22 protein-coding genes are annotated in these 18,961 nt (G+C 57.6%); 16 read left to right on the top strand and 6 right to left on the bottom strand.

Annotated elements, in window-relative coordinates; all coding sequences use genetic code 11:
- Nucleotides 1-2 precede the first annotated feature (2 nt).
- From ACYQ11_RS06995 to ACYQ11_RS06975, 5 genes are all read right to left on the bottom strand, one after another.
- The gene (locus ACYQ11_RS06995; RefSeq protein WP_459923045.1) at nt 3-1,013 is read right to left on the bottom strand and encodes a tetratricopeptide repeat protein; all 1,011 of its coding nucleotides are present in this window, start codon (nt 1,011-1,013) and stop codon (nt 3-5) included.
- Between the two features lie 8 nt (nt 1,014-1,021).
- Nucleotides 1,022-2,962, bottom strand: coding sequence for a class I adenylate cyclase domain-containing protein (locus tag ACYQ11_RS06990; RefSeq protein ID WP_459923044.1), 1,941 nt, complete (start codon nt 2,960-2,962; stop codon nt 1,022-1,024).
- A 126-nt stretch (nt 2,963-3,088) separates the two neighbouring features.
- The gene (locus tag ACYQ11_RS06985; RefSeq protein ID WP_459923043.1) at nt 3,089-3,871 is read right to left on the bottom strand and encodes a CheR family methyltransferase; all 783 of its coding nucleotides are present in this window, start codon (nt 3,869-3,871) and stop codon (nt 3,089-3,091) included.
- Nucleotides 3,872-3,959: 88 nt separating this feature from the next.
- On the bottom strand, nt 3,960-4,649 hold the full coding sequence (locus ACYQ11_RS06980; protein WP_459923042.1) for a tRNA1(Val) (adenine(37)-N6)-methyltransferase: 690 nt from the start codon (nt 4,647-4,649) through the stop codon (nt 3,960-3,962).
- Between the two features lie 8 nt (nt 4,650-4,657).
- The gene (locus tag ACYQ11_RS06975) at nt 4,658-4,975 is read right to left on the bottom strand and encodes a DciA family protein (protein WP_459923041.1); all 318 of its coding nucleotides are present in this window, start codon (nt 4,973-4,975) and stop codon (nt 4,658-4,660) included.
- Nucleotides 4,976-5,263: 288 nt separating this feature from the next.
- Between ACYQ11_RS06975 and hflK the strand changes: the two genes are divergently transcribed.
- A complete protein-coding gene (gene hflK, locus ACYQ11_RS06970; protein WP_459923040.1) occupies nt 5,264-6,304 on the top strand; it encodes an FtsH protease activity modulator HflK in 1,041 nt (346 codons plus the stop codon).
- Nucleotides 6,301-7,248 (top strand): protease modulator HflC, encoded by a 948-nt coding sequence (hflC, locus tag ACYQ11_RS06965; protein WP_459923039.1) that lies wholly within the window; start codon nt 6,301-6,303, stop codon nt 7,246-7,248. Before hflK ends, hflC begins: the two co-directional genes overlap by 4 nt.
- Before the next feature lie 112 nt (nt 7,249-7,360).
- Here the strand turns inward: hflC and ACYQ11_RS06960 are convergent, their stop codons facing one another.
- Nucleotides 7,361-7,459, bottom strand: a complete 99-nt coding sequence (locus ACYQ11_RS06960) for a 30S ribosomal protein bS22 (RefSeq protein ID WP_435549817.1) — start codon at nt 7,457-7,459, stop codon at nt 7,361-7,363.
- Between the two features lie 131 nt (nt 7,460-7,590).
- Here ACYQ11_RS06960 and ACYQ11_RS06955 point away from each other — a divergent pair, with 131 nt between their 5' ends.
- From ACYQ11_RS06955 to ACYQ11_RS06890, 14 genes are all read left to right on the top strand, one after another.
- A complete protein-coding gene (locus ACYQ11_RS06955; protein ID WP_459923038.1) occupies nt 7,591-8,115 on the top strand; it encodes a hypothetical protein in 525 nt (174 codons plus the stop codon).
- A 134-nt stretch (nt 8,116-8,249) separates the two neighbouring features.
- Entirely contained in the window at nt 8,250-8,504 is a 255-nt protein-coding gene (locus ACYQ11_RS06950; protein WP_459923037.1) for an FmdB family zinc ribbon protein, read from the top strand.
- Between the two features lie 204 nt (nt 8,505-8,708).
- Nucleotides 8,709-8,999, top strand: a complete 291-nt coding sequence (gene groES / locus ACYQ11_RS06945) for a co-chaperone GroES (protein ID WP_459923036.1) — start codon at nt 8,709-8,711, stop codon at nt 8,997-8,999.
- 56 nt (nt 9,000-9,055) lie between these two features.
- On the top strand, nt 9,056-10,708 hold the full coding sequence (gene groL, locus ACYQ11_RS06940; RefSeq protein WP_459923035.1) for a chaperonin GroEL: 1,653 nt from the start codon (nt 9,056-9,058) through the stop codon (nt 10,706-10,708).
- A gap of 276 nt (nt 10,709-10,984) precedes the next feature.
- Nucleotides 10,985-11,713, top strand: coding sequence for a protein TolQ (tolQ, locus tag ACYQ11_RS06935; RefSeq protein WP_459923034.1), 729 nt, complete (start codon nt 10,985-10,987; stop codon nt 11,711-11,713).
- Nucleotides 11,710-12,132: a protein TolR gene (tolR, locus tag ACYQ11_RS06930; protein WP_459923033.1), complete on the top strand. Its 423-nt coding sequence runs from the start codon at nt 11,710-11,712 to the stop codon at nt 12,130-12,132. Before tolQ ends, tolR begins: the two co-directional genes overlap by 4 nt.
- 21 nt (nt 12,133-12,153) lie before the next feature.
- Complete coding sequence (locus ACYQ11_RS06925) at nt 12,154-12,996, top strand: TonB family protein (RefSeq protein ID WP_459923032.1); 843 nt, start codon at nt 12,154-12,156, stop codon at nt 12,994-12,996.
- Nucleotides 12,993-14,360: a Tol-Pal system beta propeller repeat protein TolB gene (gene tolB, locus ACYQ11_RS06920; RefSeq protein WP_459923031.1), complete on the top strand. Its 1,368-nt coding sequence runs from the start codon at nt 12,993-12,995 to the stop codon at nt 14,358-14,360. Before ACYQ11_RS06925 ends, tolB begins: the two co-directional genes overlap by 4 nt.
- Before the next feature lie 24 nt (nt 14,361-14,384).
- Complete coding sequence (pal, locus tag ACYQ11_RS06915) at nt 14,385-14,969, top strand: peptidoglycan-associated lipoprotein Pal (RefSeq protein WP_459923030.1); 585 nt, start codon at nt 14,385-14,387, stop codon at nt 14,967-14,969.
- A gap of 142 nt (nt 14,970-15,111) precedes the next feature.
- Entirely contained in the window at nt 15,112-15,915 is an 804-nt protein-coding gene (ybgF, locus tag ACYQ11_RS06910) for a tol-pal system protein YbgF (protein ID WP_459923029.1), read from the top strand.
- Nucleotides 15,916-15,921: 6 nt separating this feature from the next.
- Entirely contained in the window at nt 15,922-16,404 is a 483-nt protein-coding gene (locus tag ACYQ11_RS06905; protein ID WP_459923028.1) for a crossover junction endodeoxyribonuclease RuvC, read from the top strand.
- Between the two features lie 36 nt (nt 16,405-16,440).
- Nucleotides 16,441-17,070, top strand: coding sequence for a Holliday junction branch migration protein RuvA (gene ruvA, locus ACYQ11_RS06900; RefSeq protein WP_459923027.1), 630 nt, complete (start codon nt 16,441-16,443; stop codon nt 17,068-17,070).
- A gap of 20 nt (nt 17,071-17,090) precedes the next feature.
- Nucleotides 17,091-18,131 (top strand): Holliday junction branch migration DNA helicase RuvB, encoded by a 1,041-nt coding sequence (gene ruvB, locus ACYQ11_RS06895; RefSeq protein ID WP_459923026.1) that lies wholly within the window; start codon nt 17,091-17,093, stop codon nt 18,129-18,131.
- Between the two features lie 3 nt (nt 18,132-18,134).
- On the top strand, nt 18,135-18,956 hold the full coding sequence (locus tag ACYQ11_RS06890; protein ID WP_459923025.1) for an SAM hydrolase/SAM-dependent halogenase family protein: 822 nt from the start codon (nt 18,135-18,137) through the stop codon (nt 18,954-18,956).
- Nucleotides 18,957-18,961 lie beyond the last annotated feature (5 nt).

The raw sequence follows: 18,961 nt of genomic DNA, 5'->3' as shown, positions 1-18,961 counted from the left end.
GCTCAGATCGTACCCAGTTCGATGGCGTCGAGAACCTGGCGGGCTTCGATGAAATCCGGGTCGATGATCAGGGCCTTCTCGAAGAATTCGGCGGCCTTGCCCGGATCCTTCAGGTCCAGGTGGAGGCGCCCGACATTGTAGAGAATAAAGGTTTCTTCCGGATGGATGCGAAGGGCTTTTTCGTAATTTTTCAACGCGTTTTTGAAATCGCCCCTCTTTCGGTACAACACCCCCAGACTGTTGAAGACGTTGGCCGAATCCTTGCTGATTTCCAGAATGTCGTTGAGGATGGCCTCGGCGTCTTCCACGTTTTCCTTGTCCATGTAGATATCGGCCGCTTTCTGGAGGTATTTCTCCGCCTGGTCGGACTGGCCCAGGGCGTGGTAGGCCCGGCCCATGCCTTCGTAAGCCTTGGCGAACAGGTGATCGAGCTGAACCGCCTTGCGGAAGGCCTCGATGGCCTCGGGGTATTTCCCCTCGGAGGTCCGGATGTAACCGATGTTGTAGTAATATTCTGCGGTTTCCCCTTGGTTGACCATCTCGTCGAGCACATCCAAGGCTTCCTCGTAGTTGCCCTTTTCGATGAGGTCCATGCCTTTGTCCAGTTTTTTCCCTTCTTCGACGAAAGCCGGGGCCTCCTGGGCGCCGGTGACGGAGTCCATTTTCATCTTCAGGTTGTCCCGGTCGTAAGGGGTGACGATCAGCCCGGTGACCCCTGCCAGTCCGGCCTTGATCACTTTGACCTTGGTGAAGGCCGAATCGGTCAGAAAAAAGGGGATGTCTTTGAGACGGTCGTCACTGCGGGCGATTTTCAGAAGGGCCAGGCCGGACATGTCTTCCATGTCCCAGGCGGCGATCACGCAGGCGTAGGATTTGACCCGGAGCAGGGCCCAGGCGTTGTTGGCGCTTTCGGCGGCTTCCAGGGTTTTGAACCCCAGATATTTCATCAGGTCCTTGAGTTCCTTGAGGGCAAAGGCATTGTCGTCGACAATCAGAAAGGAATCGGATTTCATAGGCATTTCTATAAAAGGTCCAGAAAAGGTTTGGGTTTGCCGGGCCGCCTCGTCTCCTCGGGTTCAACACGTTCCCGGATGGGGTCTTGCCGCTTCAGGCGGTCGAGCCCGCTCTGGACAATGTCCCCCAGGGACGGATACGCACCCTCTCCAGGTTGGCAGATGAGGTATTGAAGCTTTGAATCCGGATGTTTCACATGGGCGGTGAAAATAAATTCTGCTGTTTTATAACATTTCGCCTCCAGGCTTTCAAGAGCCGATAATTCAATGGTATCGAAATAGAATTCTCCCCAGGAATTGAAGGTCAGATGGTCGGCGGCGATCAGGTTGCCCCGGGCATCGTCTTTGAAGAGGAGTACGATTTTCTCGATGCGGGGCGGCGCGGTAAAGACCCCGTCCGGTCGGGGGTAGAGATGGTCCAGAAAGGCCCGTATCGTCAGGAAATGCCGGGGGTGGGTGATGAACCGGGCCTCGTTGAGGGCGTTGGCGAAGATGAACCCCAGGACCTTCAGGTAATCCGGCCCGGTGAACAGGGGCGTGGGGTCTCCCTGGCCGTAGACGGCCCAGGCGGTTTTTTGTTCCCGGTCGGGGCCGATCCACAGGGACAGGTTCCGGGCGCGGGTCCGGAGGATCGTCGAACACCGGGGAATTTTGCCGGGCTTTTTCTGAATGAAGGCGGCGGTCCGGTTTTTGAGGATGGAAAGGTCCTCGGGTCTCATGGCGATGACGGCGTCCTCGTCGTCAAGGCTTCGTAAAATCAGTTCATAAAGAAAGGACAGCTTGTCGAACAGATTGTCCTCGAAGGCGATTTTATCCGCCTCGCTCCAGGATGCCATGGCGGAAAGCCGGTTAAGGTCCTTCCGGCCCCGGTCCCAGGCATCGGCAAACCGTGCCAGCAGGCGTCCCTTTGGGCCGCCGGGATCGGTACGCTCAATGTCCGGGTAGCCCAAAAGCCGCAGCATGATGCACTGGCGGATCAGCGCAAGCCCTTTGGGGTCATCCATTTCCCGGTAGAAGGCCATGATGGTGTCGAACACCGTCAGGTAGGGGTCGCACAGGTAATCGTCCAGCCGTGTTTGTCCGAAGGCGGCCTTGACCCGTGAGGAAAGTAGGGCGGACGGCGCCGCGTTGAATGCGTAATAGGCGGCCAGAGACGCTTTAATCAGGGCTTTCACCGGGTCTTTGCGGGCCTTGTACACCTGCCACAAAACAGCCCCCAGGCATTCGCGGCTGTCGATTTCGGTAAGATCCCCGGTGTCGATGTAGTCCGGCCCGGCCAGGGCCAGGGCGGATTCGGGAGAGAGAGACCCGTCAAAATCCTTCGGCATCACGGCCCAGAGCGGGATCTTTCCGGCGATCATGATGAAGGTCCGGTAGAATTCGTCTTTGAGGATCGTCGGCTGGGCCGACCCCGAACTTTCCCCGTCAACGACGGAAAATTCGTTGTGCCGGAGTTTGTTGACATCCATGATGAAAAAGGTCACGTCCTGCTGATGGAGTTCCCTGCACCAGGTCTCGATCAGATGGAGTTTTTGCCGGAGCAGGGCCAGCCGGTTCTCATTAAGTCGGTTCTCCTCGACAATCACCCAGAAGTCGAAGTCCGAATGACGGCTCTGGGTGAGGGTGCCGGCGCTGCCCATCAGGTACAGGCCCAGGATGGGGGCTTCGTCGTCCGCCGGATTGTCCAGCGTGGCCGGGTCCGTCTTGAAACGGCGCAGGCCGAATTTGAAAAAACCCGATCGATCAAAGCGGTAGATGCCGTAAAACCTATGGTCCGAGGCCACGTAGCAGGGGAACTCCGGCCGGTTGACGTGAAGTAGGAAGGGAAGAGCCTGAAACAGATCGGCCCGGGCCGGCGGCAGGTTGCGCAGCAGCTCACGGATCCGCGTGATGGTGTAGGCCATAAACGCCCGGCGGTTTTCTTCGACAGAAGTTTTGAACGATTCCATGGCATCCATCCTAACACGGTTTTGTTTCGGAGGTGAATCGCTATTTTCAGCCGAAGGCGGCAACGAACCGGGCGTCTGCCCTGATGGAAAACGGCGCCTGAGCCGATTCGACAGGGAGACGCCGGCTCACTGTTTCCGGTAGATGCTGGGTGAGATGGTTTTGAGCGGTGTCCGGATGCCCACGATGCTTTCCGACTGGCCGAAGATGAAGTAGCCGCCGGTTTTCAAGGCGGTGTACATGTCGTTGACCACCTTCTGTTTGGTGGGCAGGTCGAAGTAGATCATCACGTTCCGGCAGAAGATGATGTCGTAGGACGCCTTGGGCGGCGTTCCCGTGACCAAGTTGTATTTGCCGAAACGAATGTTCGCCGTGACTTCGGGCCTGACGCGGACCTTGCCTTCCGAATGGTTGACCCCTTTGCGGAAGTATTTGTACAGGTAGTTTTTGGGCACGGCCCTTACCCGCTCCATCGGGTAGACGCCGCGCCTGGCGAGGTCCAGCATGGTATCCGAAATGTCCGAGGCGAAGATCTCGAACCGGAATCCGTGTTCCATCAGCTGCATGGCGATGGTGTAGGCCTCTTCACCGCTGGAGGAGGCGGCGCTCCATATTTTCAGATACCGGCTGCGGTCCAGGGTCCGGATCATGTGTTCGCAGTGCTTGTTTTCACGGAAAAAATAGGTGTGGTTGGTGGTGATGCCGTCGATGAACTGCTCGAATTCCTCGGGGTCACTGGCGATCATGTCGAGGTAGGTGGCGATCGAGGTCAGTTTGGTGGCCCTCAGGCGCTTGGCAATCCGGGCCTTAAGCAGGTCCCGTTTGTTGTCGGTCAGGTGAATGCCGCTGACCGCGTGAACGATGCCTGCAATGTCCCTGAACTGTTTGTCCGTGATGTGGGTGTCGTACACGCGGGTGTTCCCTCCGGAAGGCTGGGTCAAGGTCACTGGGATGGAATAATCTAACACAGTTCTGTTGGAAACTTCAATCAAAGATCGATTATTCGATGCCGTCTTTTCCGAGAACCAGGGGCGGCATTTCCTCAAGGGTCCGGGGCGGGCCGCAGACGGCGTCAACGAGGATCCGGCAGGGGGGGGCCAGGGCTGCGGGCAGGACGGGCCTGATGCGACAGGGCGAAAGACCGGACCTTAGGAGCCGGTCGAGCAGTTCGGTCCTGCGGCTGTCCGGATAGATCAGGGCAAGGCGGCCGCCGGGCGAAAGGAGCGTTTCGGCCGAGTCGACCAGTTGATCGAGGGTCATCAGGATTTCATGGCGGGCCACGGCTTTTTCGTCGGACGGATTCAGCCGGCCGGAGCCCCGGGCGGTGAAGGGGGGGTTGGCGATGATCCAGTCGAGGGACGCAGGCAGGCCAAGGGTTTGGGGACGGGTCAGGTCCCCATGGACAACGGTGACGGCATGCTCAAGGCCGTTTTCGCGGATGTTGTCGCGGGCGAGGGCCGCCAGACGGTTCTGGATTTCAACGGCCCAGATTCTCAGCGTCGGGTGCCGGTATTGAAGCAGGATGGGGATGATTCCCGAGCCCGTGCCGAAATCGACCAGGGTCTGACCGGGCAGGGGGTCGATGAACCGGGCCAGCAGCAGGGCGTCGAAGGCATAGCGGTACCCGTCCCGGTACTGACGGACCGTCCGGGCTCCGTCGAACAGGACATCGGTGGTGGTGGCATCCATGGCGTCGTTCAGGGGGCGACGGGCCCGATCTTGAAGGTCAGTTCACGGACCAGGGGGGCACCCAGGGCCGTATTGAGTTTGTCCATCAGTTCGTTTTTCAGAAAATTCAGATGGTACAGCCAGGCCGAACTGGACACGTTCACCTGGAGCATGTGCCCCTTGAAGGCCGACGGCCGTGCGTTCTGGGCAATGGCTTCCCCCACGGCCCCGTCCCAGATGTCCCAGATACGGATCATGTCGGCGTCGGCGCGGTTGCGACAGACGGCCAGGGATTTGGCCAGAATGCTGCCGATGTGGGTCATGGATTTCTGCTCGGGTGTTTTCATGGGCGAAAGACTACCCAAAGGGGGAAACCGCTGTCAAGGGAAATGAACGGGCCGAAATCAGGGGGTGTGAAATGGCTTGATAATTCAGGTTAAAATTCTTTTTGTCTTGAAAATCACGGGGAATCATGCAAAAACATGAAGAATTTACACCGGGGGCCGGGCGGGTTCCCCGGGCCAGCCCACTATCCCGCGGGGATCTGCATGAGTCGGTGTGTTCATTGAATAATCCGGGAAACGCGTTTTCGCAGAAACGGAAGCCATAATCATAAAACGAACAGGTAAGGACATATGAATTGGGATTGGGAAAAACTAAGAGAGCAGCAGCAGCGGCAGAAAAAAAGTCAGGGCGGGGGGCCCGGGGGCATCGAACCGCCTCCCCTTGATGACGTGATCGATCAGTTCAAAAAGTTCAAGATGCCCGGCGGGTTTCTGATCGTACTGGTTCTGTTTCTGGTGTTCGGGTCGTCGATGGTCTACACCATCGAGGCCAACGAGGTGGGCATCATCCAGCGGTTTGGCGCCTTTGTGCGCAAGGAAGGTGCCGGTCTTCATTTCAAGCTGCCCCGGGGCATCGAGAAATTGACCAAGATCAAGGTCGATGCCGTTCATCGGGCCGAATTCGGTTACCAGAGCGCGGGGCCTTACCGGCCCGGCGATGAGACCGGGGACGTCACCCTGATGCTGACCGGCGACCTGAATGTGGCCGTGGTGCCCTGGTTGGTGCAGTACCAGATTTTCGATCCTGAAAAATACCTGTTTAAGGTCCATGCACCGGAAAGCCTGCTCAGTGATCTGTCTCAGTCCACCATGCGCCTGATTGTCGGGGACCGCAGTGTGGACGAGGTGATCATTAAACGCGACGAGATCGCCATGGCCTGCAAGGATCTGCTGCAGAAGGAGCTGGAGGCGGCGGAAACGGGCATCAAGGTGAAAACCATTGAAATGAAGAAAACCAACGTACCCGAGCCGGTCCAGCCCTCGTTCAACGAGGTCAACAAGGCCCAGCAGGAAAAGGAAACCATGATCTACAAGGCCAACGAGGAGTACAACAAGGCCATTCCCGCCGCTCTGGGCGAGGCCGAGAGGACCATCCGCGAAGCCGAGGGGTACGCCCTGGACATCATCAACCGGGCCGAGGGTGACGCCTCCCGGTTTATGTCCCTGTACGCCGAATACGCCAAGGCCAAAGACGTAACCACCCGCCGGATCTACCTGGAGCGCATGGGCGAACTGATGCCCCGGATCGGGAAAAAATACATCGTGGATGCCAAGCAGAAGAACGTGCTGCCCCTGCTCAACCTGGGAAAACTGGAGGGTGAATCAAAATGAAAGTAAGTGGAATCATCGTCGTTCTCATCGCGGTGCTGGCTGCGGGAGCCCTTTTCTCCATGTACACCGTGGATGAAACCCAGCAGGTGGTCATCACCCGTTTCGGCAAGGTCGAAGGCGACGCCGTCAAGGAAGCGGGCCTTCATTTCAAGGTGCCGTTCATCGACCTGGTCAACCGTTATCCCAAAAACCTTCTGGAATGGGACGGCGAGCGGGGGGAAATTCCCACCAAGAACAAAACCTACATCTGGGTGGACGCCTTCGCACGCTGGCGTATCGAGGATCCGATCCTCTTTTTGAAGAACTGCGAGAATCTTCGGCGGGCCATTGCCCTGATCGGGGACATCATCGATCCTTCGATCAAAAACGCCATCGCCTCTTACGATCTCATCGAATCGGTCCGGAACACCAACCGGGAGTTCGACCACGAGATCACGGAGATCGAACCGGTGTCCGGCAAGATGGAAACGGAACCGATCAACTACAACATCTCCATGGGGCGAAGCAAGATTACCGAGCAGATCCTGGCCCAGGCCAAGGACAAACTGAAGATCTACGGTATCGACCTGGTGGACGTGAAAATCAAGCGCATCAACTACCGGGACGACGTCCAGCGTTCGGTCTATGACCGCATGATCGCCGAGCGGACCCAGATCGTCGAGAAATTCCGGTCGGAAGGACGCGGTGAAGCACAGAAAATCAAGGGTGACAAGGAAAAGGAACTGAAACGGATCACCTCGGAGGCCTACAAGAAAGCCCAGATGCTCAAGGGTGAGGCCGACGCCCGGGTAACGAAGATTTATGCCGACGCCTACGGCAAGGACCCCGAATTTTATTCGTTCATCAAAGCCCTGGACATCTACAACCAGTCTATGGATAAGGACAGCACCCTGGTACTGTCCACGGATTCGGATTTTCTGAAATACCTGAACAGCCGAAGGTAAGGGCGGGAGTCGCTCCGGCGGATGGGAGAAACCAAACAGAAAAAGCACCTTCCACGATCATGGCAGGTGCTTTTTCTGATTCTATACAAAAACAAAGAAAACGGAAAGGGGGTTATTTACCCTTTCTTCTTTGATGTCTTGTACGGGCTAACAATTTCTTGTGCTTATGCTTGCGCATTTTTTTTCTTCTTTTTTTGATAACGCTGCCCAAAAGACCACCTCCAATCTGACGAAGTTTATTTTAACGAGCCGGAACTGTAGCACTCTTCGAATGGGTTTGTCCACATTTTTTTTAGAGCCCCGCCCACGCCACGGTGACGCCGGAAAGACAGTCGAAACGTGATGAAACCATTGGAAACATTCAATGATGAACAGATCGCCGTTGTCAACCAGATGGTTCACATGGCCGAGGACATTGTCAGTGACCATTACAAGATGTCTTCCAGCCAGTGGCTGAGAAACCGCTATGACGTCCGGACCCTGGCCCAGTTGAGCGACTCGGAAATCGTTTTTGGCCCCTACGCACAGATCGTGCGCTATCACGGAACGAAGAACGCATCCCCGCTGGGCTCGGGGGGGTTCGATTTTTACATGATCTGCCTTCAGGACCACGCGATTCTCAAGGCGCTCAGGACCGATGACCGCCTTCGGCTCGACCCCTTTATCCTTTATATTGTCGTTCACGAACTGATTCATATCATTCGTTTCGGCACGTTCATCCAGTTTTTTGATGCCCCCCTGGAACAGCGCGACGCCGAAGAGACCCTGGTCCATCAGGCCACCAGGGATGTGCTGCGCAAGGTGGCCGTCCGCGGAATGGACACGGTTTTCTCTTTTTACGGCAAGAAAAATGAAATATATGAATAAATTATTGAAAAATAATGAAATATTTTTTTATGGGGCTTGCTTGACAATACTCGATCACTGACTATATTATTGCCGTTCAAACGGATTTGACACATTTAAGATCATGGTTTGATTAGACCGGGAGGTTAGACACAATGCCGATTTATGAGTACGAATGCACCGAATGCGGACGGGTGGATGAAATTGTCCAGAAGATATCCGACAAGCCCCTGACCGAATGCAGGCACTGCTCCGGTAAACTCAGAAAACTGATTTCTCAAAGCGCCTTTCACCTGAAAGGCGGCGGCTGGTATGCGGATCATTATGGAAACAAGCCCGGTACCGGTTCCAAGGTATCCACATCCGCAACACGCTCTTCGGAAACAAGCAGCACAAGCACCGACAATTGATCCGGACGTCTCCTGCCTGCCTCCGGCCCGGCAGGAGACATAACGGATGAATGGTTTTTATCATGGGTTCGTCAGGCTCCACGGCCTTTTTTACCCATAGGCCCGTGATGATATGCCGATGTATAGCGTCTTCGATTTATTGATAAAATCGTGATTATCGATCTGAAGAATTAACAAAGTTGACCAAAAAAGGAGTAGCACACAATGAAAATCAGACCATTACAGGATCGTATTCTGGTGGAACGGCTTGCGGAAGAAACGAAAACCAAAGGTGGCATCATCATTCCCGATACGGCAAAAGAAAAACCCGCCGAGGGAACTGTCGTGGCTGTCGGTAAAGGCAGAATGGACAAGAACGGCAGCCTGATCGCCATGGAACTCAAGGTGAACGATCGCGTTCTTTTCAGCAAATACGCCGGTACCGAAGTGAAACTCGACGGCAAGGAATACCTGATCATGAGCCAGGACGATGTACTCTGCGTCGTGGACGCCTGATTCACCCCTAACCGAACGATCAATTCCAACTACCGAAAGATGGAGGTTCTTATACAATGGCTAAACAGATAATTTATGATGCAAAAGCCCGCGAAAAGATGCTGAAAGGCGTCAAGACCCTTGCCAACGCCGTAGCGGTGACCCTGGGCCCTAAAGGACGCAACGTCGTCATCGACAAATCCTGGGGTTCTCCGACCGTAACCAAAGACGGTGTTACCGTGGCCAAGGAAATCGAGCTCGAAGACAAGTTTGAAAACATGGGCGCCCAGATGGTCAAGGAAGTGTCCAGCAAGACCAGCGACACCGCAGGTGACGGTACCACCACCGCCACGGTTCTCGCCCGGGCTATTTACGAAGAAGGTCAGAAACTCGTCGTGGCCGGCAACAACCCCATGTCCATCAAACGCGGGATCGACAAAGCCATTGAAGCGGCGGTCAAAGAGCTGTCCAAGATGAGCAAGCCCACCAAGGATCAGTCTGAAATCGCCCAGGTCGGCACCATTTCCGCCAACAGCGACAGCACCATCGGTACCATCATTGCCGAAGCCATGAGCAAGGTCGGCAAGGAAGGCGTGATCACCGTCGAGGAAGCCAAATCCATGGAAACCACTCTGGAAGTCGTGGAAGGTATGCAGTTCGACCGCGGTTACCTGTCTCCCTACTTCGTGACCGACACCGAAAAGATGGTCGCGTCCCTGGACGGCCCCTTCATTCTTCTGTGCGAAAAGAAGGTCAGCAACATGAAAGACCTGCTGCCCATCCTCGAGCAGGTCGCCAAAACCGGTAAACCCCTCCTGATCATCGCCGAAGACGTGGACGGTGAAGCCCTGGCCACCCTGGTCGTCAACAAACTCCGCGGCACCATCAGCGTCGCCGCCGTCAAGGCCCCCGGCTTCGGCGATCGCCGCAAGGCCATGCTCGAAGACATCGCCATCCTGACCGGCGGCGAAGTGGTGTCCGAAGATCTGGGCGTGAAACTGGAAAACATCACCCTTGACGGCCTCGGACGCGCCAAGAGCGTGATTATCGACAAGGACAACACCACCATCGTCGACGGCGCCGGTTCACGGGAAGCCCTCGAAGGCCGCGTGAAGATGATCCGCGCTCAGGCCGAGGAGACCACCTCGGACTACGACCGTGAAAAACTTCAGGAACGCCTGGCCAAACTCATCGGCGGTGTGGCCGTGATCAGCGTCGGCGCCGCCACCGAAACCGAAATGAAGGAAAAGAAAGCCCGCGTGGAAGACGCCCTCAACGCGACCCGTGCGGCCGTTGAAGAGGGTATCGTTCCCGGCGGCGGCGTGGCCCTGGTCCGCTGCATCGACGCCCTGGGCAAACTCAAGGTCAAGGCCGAAGAGAAACTGGGTGTGAAAGTTGTGATGCGCGCCATTGAAGAACCGCTCCGCATGATTGCAAACAACGCCGGTGTCGAAGGATCCGTGGTGCTGAACAAGGTCATGGACGGCAAAGACGCCTTCGGTTACAACGCCGCCACCGACACCTTCGAAGACCTGATCGCCGCCGGCGTCATCGACCCCACCAAAGTGGTGCGCTTCGCCCTGCAGAATGCCGGCAGCGTGGCCTCCGTAATGATCACCACCGAGGCGATGATCGCCGATCTTCCCGAGAAGAACGAACCGGCCATGCCCGGCGGTGCACCCGGCATGGGCGGCATGGGAGGCATGGGCGGCATGGGCGGCATGATGTAAGCCCAGTCGTCCGACGGGGCAGGCCCCTTGTGCCTGACCCTTGTTCCATCAGACCGGATACCGCATGCTCCCAATGGGGAGCATGCGTCTGACGATTCAAAAAAGCCCCCGGCAACGGGGGCTTTTTCGTTTGACGGCCGGAGGGACGGCCCGCCATGCGCAGGGGTTCGTCCGGACGGAACCTTATCCGGTATTCTCTTGACATGGCCCGGCACCTTTAATAGATTACAGGGCAAATCAAAACCGGTACCTTCAACCGCACGCGGAGTTTTTCACATGACCCATCAATCCTTAGGTGTCTTCCAAATGATCATGGGCGCCAGTCTGGTCGTGAAACTGGTCCTTCTGATTCTTCTGGCCTTTTCCGCCACGTCCTGGGCCATTATCATCATGAAATTCAGAGTCATCAGCCGGGCCCACCGGGAAACGGCCGACTTTATCGACGCATTCTGGAAAAGCCGCAACCTGGCCGACGCTTACTCCAAGGCCAGGCAACTCAAGGAAAGCTCGGTGGCCCGGGTGTTCCGTACCGTTTATATGGAACTCAAACGGCTGGCCCAGCCTGCCTCGGTCGGGGATGGTCAGGGCGATCAGGCGGGGGGCGCCAGCCTGGATACCCGATCCCATGTCGAGCATATGCGGCGGACCCTCCGCAAGGCCACCAGTGAGGAAGTGACGCGCATGGCCCAGATGATCCCCTTTCTTGCCACCGCGGGCAGCACCGCACCCTTTATCGGCCTGTTCGGCACGGTCTGGGGTATCATGACCTCGTTTCAGGGCATCGCCAACAAGGGCTCGGCCAACCTGGCCGTGGTGGCCCCGGGTATTGCCGAAGCCCTGGTTGCCACGGCCGTGGGGCTGGCCGTCGCCATTCCCGCGGTCATCGCCTACAATTATTTTTCGCAGAAAATCCGGGTGATCGATTCGGATCTGAAAAGCTTCTCCGCCGATTTTCTCAACATCGTCGAGCGGGATATCTTTCGCCCCAAAGGAGAGACGGCATGATGGTCGGCGGTGACGGGGGCAGCCCCCTGATGTCGGAAATCAATGTGACGCCCTTTGTGGATGTTATGCTCGTGCTTCTGATTATCTTTATGGTGGCCGCCCCCATGATGACCCAGGGGGTGGACGTGGCCCTTCCGGAAGTGACGGCCCAGTCCTTGAAGCAGGAAGAGGACGTGCCCTTTGTGGTCTCCATCAACCGTGAGGGGCAGGTGTTCATCAACGATTTCATGGTGGATCAGGGTAAACTTGCGGCCAAGCTTACGGCGATTTTCAAGGAAAAACCCACGCAGAAAGTGTTTGTCCGGGCGGACAAACAGGTGCCGTATGGAACGGTGATGGCGGTGATGGGCGGTATCCGGGAAGCCGGTATCGAGAAACTGGGCCTGATCACCGACCCCTTGCCGGAAAAGAAAACCTGAACAGGTGGACATCGGTAGGCCATGATACGGATAGCTGCTTTCGCGGATCGGATGGACCCGCAGCGACGCCAGTGGACGGCGGCGCTGGTCGTATCCGTCCTGCTGCATATCGGGCTTTGCATCGGCATCGCATGGTTTCCGCATGCGGATCGGTCCCGTCCCCTTGCCTTGAAATCCATCGATGTGGATCTGTCCTATCTTCCGGCTCCTAAAGGGTCCCTGCCCGAGGCGGCCGCGCCGCCTGCAAAGACCAAACCGGCACCGGTGAAAAAAGCGGTCAAACCGGCGGTTCGGCAGGCTGCCGCGAAAAAGGTGTCCATCGCTCCGAAAAAAAAGGCCGCGCCGGTCAAAAAAAACAGCGTCAAACCCGAGGACGCCATCGACAAGGCCATCAAACGGCTTGAAAAAGATCTGGCCTCATCGCCCCGGCCCACGGTCGATCCGGTGACCGAGCGGATCAAACAGCTGGAACGTGAAACCCGGACGGATGAACCGGTCCGTCAGGCACCATCGGAACGGGCCGGGACCCAGGATTCCAAGACGGCCGGGGCCGGGTCGGCCTACGATGTCAGCCTCCTCGACCGGTATCGGCACAATGTGAGCATGGAAATCCGTGAACAATGGGCCTTTTCCGAGCAGTTGGCCGCCGGGCGGACCGATCTGGTCACCAAGGTGACCTTCGAAGTCCTGCCCGACGGAGAGATCCGGGGCGTACGCATCACCCGCAGGTCCGGCAACGACTACATGGACAGCTCAGCCACCATGGCCATCGTCAAGGCCGGCCCGGTCCGGCCTCATCCTCCGGGACTGAATCTCCCTTTTATTGACGTCAAACTCGAATTTACCCCCAAGGGTCTGGAATGACAGTGACAACAGCCATGGTATACAACGCGTGCAGCATGATCATAAAAATCCTTGCCGGTCTGGCGGCCTTTGTTCTGGTGACGGCCGCGATCTGCCCGGCCGACGACAACGGGTATATCACCATTTCGGATCCCTTTATCCGCAAGGCGCCCCTGGCCGTCACCCTGCTGATGCCCGCCCGCGGTATCGATGCCGAACGGCGCCTGTCGGCCGAGACCTGTCGGACCTTGTCCGCCATGCTTGAATTTACCGGGTATTTCAAGCTGATCGACCACGCCGCCTTTCTTGAGGACCCGTCGGTCAAGGGCGTTGATGTGTTCAAGATCAATTTCAGGAACTGGACCATGATCGGGGCCGAGATGCTGGTCACCGGAAGGACTGAGGTCCAGGGGGACGAGGTGGTCACCGATCTTTACCTGTACGACACCTTCCGGGAACAGCAGCTGGTGGCCAAACGCTACCGGAGTACAGAAGCCGGTCTCCGGGATGTGGCCCGGCGTTTCGGCACCGAGATCCTCCGGAAGTTCACCGGCAGCGAGGGCCTGTTCAACAGCAGAATCGCCTTCGTGTCCACCGGCACCGGCAATAAGGAAATCTATGCCTGTGATTTCGACGGCTACGGTCCGGCCCAGATCACAAGGACCCGGAGCATCACCCTGTCTCCGGCCTGGTCGCCGGACGGGACCGAGTTGGCCTACACATCCTACGAACGGGGCAAGCCGGATCTGTTTGTCCTCAATCTCGACCGGAAGCGGGCGGATCTGCTGACGGCCGTGACCGGGACCAACATCACGCCCGCCTGGGTTCCCGGGCAGAAAACCCTGGCCGCGTCCCTGTCCTTCGACGGCGGGCAGGGAATTTATTTATTGACCCGGGACGGTAAAATTCGTAAAAGATTAACAAATAAATGGAGCGACTGGGGGATTGATGTCTCACCGTCTTTTTCATCGGACGGGAAACAGATGGCGTTCGTATCCAAACGGTCGGGTTCTCCACAGATTTACATGCAGCATCTGGATTCAGGAAGCGTCAAGAGGTTGACGTACCAGGGCAATTACAATACATCTCCTTCATGGTCACCCGCTGGACATAAAATTGCTTACTCCGCTCTTACCGAGTCGAAATTCGAAATATGCGTCATCGATCTCAGGACGGGTGCGATTGAGCAGTTGACCCACGATGCCGGTGACAATGAGGCTCCTTCGTGGTCTCCCGACGGCAGCATGATCGCCTTTTCATCGACCCGTGAGGGAGCGGCAAGGATTTATGTGATGACGGCCTCGGGGACGGACCAAAGACGCCTTTTGTATTTGTCGGGTGAGCAGACAAACCCCAAGTGGTCACCGAACATAGTCAACAAATAAAATGAACTGAAATGAGGAGGTAACATGAACAGAACCTGGTCGATCAAATTCCTGTTGGTATGTATGATTCTGTCGTTGATGCTGGTCGTGTCCTGCGGAAAGAAGGAAGTCCAGACCGATCCCGCCGCCGATCAGGCTGTGACGGACACGACGGACGCCGTCGAGGAGCCGGCGGATGCCGCCGTTGACACCGCCACCGAAGAATCGCTTGCCCAGGCCCAGGCCGCCGAGGAAGCCGCTCGTAAGGAAGCCGAAGCCCTGGCCCAGGCCGCCAATGATTTTATCAGTGTCGATGTGTACTTCGACTACGACAGCTCCGTGATTCTGGACTCTGAAATCTCCATCCTTGAAAGCAAGGCGGACTGGCTGCTTGCCAATGCGGACGCCACCATCATCGTCGAAGGTCATTGCGATGAACGCGGCACCACCGAGTACAACCTGGCCCTGGGGGATCGCCGCGCCGAACGCGCCAAGAGTTTCCTCGTGAACCTGGGCGTCGACGCCTCCCGCATCACGACCATCAGCTACGGTGAGGAACGCCCCGTGGCCATGGGCCACAACGAAGCGGCCTGGTCCAAGAACCGTCGCGCACATTTCGTGATCAAGTAATCGGATCATCACCGCGTCGCGGACGTTCGGGGGCGGTACGCTCTTTTGACGCTGCGGCTGAACAGACACTGAACGAGCAGCAGAGCCTCTGCTGCTCGTCATGTGTTTTGACGGCACGGATGATGGAACGCAGGCAGGACCTATGAGCATACGAACAATCATTACGATACTCCTTGCGGTATGGATTTCCGGTTGTGCCCTGAGCCGGGATGTGGTGTATCTCGATGACCGCATCGATGTCGTCGAACGAAAGATCGCCCGCCAGAGCGACACGGTGGACGGTCATTCCCGGACCCTCAAAGGCGATTACGCCCGGCTGAACAACCGCATGGATCAACTTGCCGAGCAGGTCCGCCGGATCGATGGACGTTTCGAGGAAAGCGGGTACGCCCAGGAACAGAACCGGACGGCCCTTGCCCGGTTGCAATCGGAAATCGATCGTCTCGACCGGCTGCTTTCGGATCTGACCCGGCGCCTGGGCCATGTGGAATCCTATGTGGGCTATGAGGCGACGAAAACCCCATCGGTCGCTGCGCGTCCGGCCGATGGGACCGGCACGGCGAAGCTGTCCGAGACCCAGTTGTATGACGAGGGCCAGAGCGCCCTTGACAAGGACGATTTTCAACGGGCCCGGGACGCCTTCGGACGCCTGCTCCGGGATTTTCCCAAATCGTCCCATGCAGACAACGCCCAGTTCTGGATCGGGGAATCCTATTACAGGGAAAAATGGTATCAGAAGGCCATTTTGGAATATCAGAAGGTCATCGAGAATTATCCCGGCGGGAACAAGGTGGCCGGGGCCTATCTGAAGCAGGGGCTGTCTTTTTTCGAACTGGGAGAGGCCGAGAACGCCAGGTTGATTCTGAACGAACTGCTCAAGAAATTTCCCAAATCCGGTGAGGCCGGTCTGGCAAAAAAGAAACTCGACAGTCACGCCGGAAAATAGATGACCATGGGGGGGACCAGAACCATCGTCGGCATCGATCCGGGGCTGGCCGGAACGGGCATCGGCCTGGTTTCGGGCCGGGGACTCACGGTGACGGCCTATTCATTCGGCAGTATCAGGACCAGTCAGTCCGAATCGCTGGCCCGCCGTCTGGACCTGATTTACAGTCGGCTCGGAGCCGTTCTTCGTGATCAGGTCCCGGACCTGATGGTGGTCGAAGACGTGTTCTCACTGGAACGTTTCCCCAAATCGGGCATCCTTCTGGGAAAAGTGACCGGAGTGGTGCTTCTTGCAGCCGCCCACCACAACATCCCCGTGGTGGAGGTGTCGGTGAGAGAATCCAAGAAAATTCTGTCCGGAAACGGAAACGCGGACAAGGAACAACTCGAACGGGCGGTTCGGCGTTACCTTGACCACGGGACGCCCATCCGGCCTTTTCATGCGTCCGATGCCCTGGCCCTGGCGCTGATCGGACTGTTTAGATATTGATCCCCCGCCCATGCTGAAAGAGAGAAAACACGTCCGATGATCGCCTACCTTGAGGGACATATCATCAAAAAAGAAGACGACCGGATTATCCTGCTGGTCAATCAGGTGGGGTACGAGGTTCTGGTTCCCGCCTATGTGATGGAAACCCTGAAAGGCCGGCCTGCCGATGAACGCGTTTCCCTTTATATCTACTATCATCAGACCGAGCGCCAGCCGCGTCCCGTTCTGATCGGGTTCAACCTGGAGGCGGAAAAGGAATTTTTCCAGTATTTCATCAGTGTGGAAGCCATCGGGCCCATGAAGGCGGTCAAGGCCATGACCCTGCCCGCCGGAGACATCGCCCGGGCCATTGAAAACAAAGACGTCAAGATCCTTCAGAAACTTGACGGCATCGGCAACCGGACGGCCCAGAAGATTGTGGCCACGCTCCATGGGAAGATGGGCAAATTCGCCCTGATCCGTCCGGGGGACGAGGCCGACGTGCCGCTGGAACCCACGGATTTTGCCGAGATGGTTCTGGAGGTGCTCATCACCCAGCTCGGGCATAAACCTGCCGATGCGAAACGCATGGTGGCCGAGGCCCTGGAACGTGATCCGTCGATTTCCGGCCCCGAAGCCCTGTTCGACGAGGTGTACCGGGGGGAAAGCACGAAACAAAGCGGCTGATCGCATGAAACGAGGCCCTCATGAACGATGACGTATTGACCTTTTCTTCAGTGAAACAGGGGCTGGTCAGCAAAAAGGCCCTGCCCCTGGACGACAGTCAGGATATCCTCTCGCTTCGGCCCGAGTCCTTCGACGACTACGTGGGGCAGCGGGAGGCGGTGGAAACCCTGAAGATCGCCATAATGGCCGCCAAGATGCGCGGCGAGCCCATCGAACACGTGCTGTTTCACGGGCCTCCCGGTCTGGGGAAAACCACACTGGCCCATATCATCGCCAACGAAATGGGGACGGAACTGACCATCACCTCGGGTCCGGCCCTCGAAAAGGGCGGGGATCTGATCGGTGTTCTGACCCATCTGGAACAGGGGGACATTCTGTTTATCGACGAAATCCATCGCATGCCCAAATCCGTCGAGGAATTTCTCTATCCGGCCATGGAGGATTTCGCCATCGATTTCGTCTTTGACAAGGGGGTCCACGCCCGGAGCCACCGATTCCGGCTCAAGCAGTTCGTGCTGGTGGGGGCCACCACCCGGGTGGGGCTGCTGTCCGCACCGTTGAGGGACCGGTTCGGTATTTTCCGCAGTCTGGATTTTTATTCCATCGAGGATCTGGTCACCATCACCCGTCGTTCCGCCGACCTTCTGGGGGTGACCATCGACGAGGCCGGTGCGAACGAGCTGGCCAAACGGTCCCGGGGGACGCCCCGGATCGTAAACCGTCTGATCAAGCGGGTCAGGGATTATGCCCAGGTCCGGTCCGACGGGGCCCTGACCCGGGACACCGTCGAGGCGGCCCTGGCCCTCGAAGGGGTCGATGAAAAGGGACTGACCAACCTGGACCGCCAGTTTCTTCGAACGATTATCGAGTATTACCGGGGCGGTCCCGTGGGCATCGAGGCCATTGCCGCCACCCTTCAGGAAGAGACCGACACCCTGGTCGACGTGGTGGAACCCTATCTGCTCAAGATCGGCATGCTGACCCGGACCTCGTCGGGCCGCAAGGCCTCGGAAGAGGCTTACCGGCATATGGGGTTTCATGTCCAGAGGACCCTGTTTTAAGCCATGGCCGTCGTCACGTTCATTACGGATTTCGGAACCGAAGACGAGTACGCGGGAGTGATGAAGGGCGCGGTGCTGACGGTCAACCCCCAGGTGACCCTGGTGGATATCAGCCATCATATTCCGCCCTTTGACGTGTTCGCCGCGGCCCGGATGCTTGAGGCCTCCTTTGCCTTTTTCCCCGAAAAGACCGTCCATGTGACGGTGGTGGACCCCGGGGTGGGCAGTGATCGGGCCATCGTGGCCTTCGACATGGCGGGCCATCGCTTTCTGGCCCCGGACAACGGGATTCCGGCCCGGCTGATCCGAAGGCGGACCGTGGACGCGATGGTGCGTCTTGCGATGCCTGATTGCTTGAGTCCCACCTTCCACGGCCGGGATGTCTTCGCTCCGGCGGCGGCCCGGCTGGCCGGGGGATGCGCGCTTTCTGAACTGGGGCCCTCCTTTGACCCGGCCGATCTGGTGGCCCTTCCCGAGACACCGGGGCGGCTGACTCCTGAGGGCCGCCTCCATGGACGGATTGTGGCCGTCGATCACTTCGGAAACCTGATCACCGATCTGGACCGAGGGGGTCTGGTGTCGGCCTGGGGGGCTTTTTCAGGGGAGAAACTGACGGCGAGCGTGGGGTGCGGACAGGTCCGCGGCCTTTTCAACCATTACGATCAGGGTCCGGCCAAGGGCCCCCTGATGGTGGTGGGCAGTCGCGGCTGTCTGGAGATTGCGGTCAATCGGGGGTCGGCCCGGGACCTGTTCCAGGCCGGAGTGGGGGATGAAATTGTGGTGTGGATGGACGGGACAGGGGCCCGTCTGAACGATAAGGAGTGAGAGTG

The organism is Desulfatiferula olefinivorans (assembly GCF_054657895.1).
This window is presented reverse-complemented; position numbering and strand designations above follow the sequence as displayed.

What these genes read in the sequence shown, in the direction of transcription:
- ACYQ11_RS06925 (WP_459923032.1), top strand. Translation starts at nt 12,154, where the DNA reads ATGATACGGATAGCTGCTTTCGCGGATCGGATGGACCCGCAGCGACGC.
- ACYQ11_RS06980 (WP_459923042.1), bottom strand. Translation starts at nt 4,649, where the DNA reads ATGGATGCCACCACCACCGATGTCCTGTTCGACGGAGCCCGGACGGTC.
- pal (WP_459923030.1), top strand. Translation starts at nt 14,385, where the DNA reads ATGAACAGAACCTGGTCGATCAAATTCCTGTTGGTATGTATGATTCTG.
- groES (WP_459923036.1), top strand. Translation starts at nt 8,709, where the DNA reads ATGAAAATCAGACCATTACAGGATCGTATTCTGGTGGAACGGCTTGCG.
- ACYQ11_RS06990 (WP_459923044.1), bottom strand. Translation starts at nt 2,962, where the DNA reads ATGGAATCGTTCAAAACTTCTGTCGAAGAAAACCGCCGGGCGTTTATG.
- ACYQ11_RS06905 (WP_459923028.1), top strand. Translation starts at nt 15,922, where the DNA reads ATGGGGGGGACCAGAACCATCGTCGGCATCGATCCGGGGCTGGCCGGA.
- tolQ (WP_459923034.1), top strand. Translation starts at nt 10,985, where the DNA reads ATGACCCATCAATCCTTAGGTGTCTTCCAAATGATCATGGGCGCCAGT.
- ACYQ11_RS06890 (WP_459923025.1), top strand. Translation starts at nt 18,135, where the DNA reads ATGGCCGTCGTCACGTTCATTACGGATTTCGGAACCGAAGACGAGTAC.
- tolB (WP_459923031.1), top strand. Translation starts at nt 12,993, where the DNA reads ATGACAGTGACAACAGCCATGGTATACAACGCGTGCAGCATGATCATA.
- ACYQ11_RS06995 (WP_459923045.1), bottom strand. Translation starts at nt 1,013, where the DNA reads ATGAAATCCGATTCCTTTCTGATTGTCGACGACAATGCCTTTGCCCTC.
- ACYQ11_RS06955 (WP_459923038.1), top strand. Translation starts at nt 7,591, where the DNA reads ATGAAACCATTGGAAACATTCAATGATGAACAGATCGCCGTTGTCAAC.
- groL (WP_459923035.1), top strand. Translation starts at nt 9,056, where the DNA reads ATGGCTAAACAGATAATTTATGATGCAAAAGCCCGCGAAAAGATGCTG.
- hflK (WP_459923040.1), top strand. Translation starts at nt 5,264, where the DNA reads ATGAATTGGGATTGGGAAAAACTAAGAGAGCAGCAGCAGCGGCAGAAA.
- ACYQ11_RS06975 (WP_459923041.1), bottom strand. Translation starts at nt 4,975, where the DNA reads ATGAAAACACCCGAGCAGAAATCCATGACCCACATCGGCAGCATTCTG.
- ACYQ11_RS06950 (WP_459923037.1), top strand. Translation starts at nt 8,250, where the DNA reads ATGCCGATTTATGAGTACGAATGCACCGAATGCGGACGGGTGGATGAA.
- ruvA (WP_459923027.1), top strand. Translation starts at nt 16,441, where the DNA reads ATGATCGCCTACCTTGAGGGACATATCATCAAAAAAGAAGACGACCGG.
- ruvB (WP_459923026.1), top strand. Translation starts at nt 17,091, where the DNA reads ATGAACGATGACGTATTGACCTTTTCTTCAGTGAAACAGGGGCTGGTC.
- hflC (WP_459923039.1), top strand. Translation starts at nt 6,301, where the DNA reads ATGAAAGTAAGTGGAATCATCGTCGTTCTCATCGCGGTGCTGGCTGCG.
- ybgF (WP_459923029.1), top strand. Translation starts at nt 15,112, where the DNA reads ATGAGCATACGAACAATCATTACGATACTCCTTGCGGTATGGATTTCC.
- tolR (WP_459923033.1), top strand. Translation starts at nt 11,710, where the DNA reads ATGATGGTCGGCGGTGACGGGGGCAGCCCCCTGATGTCGGAAATCAAT.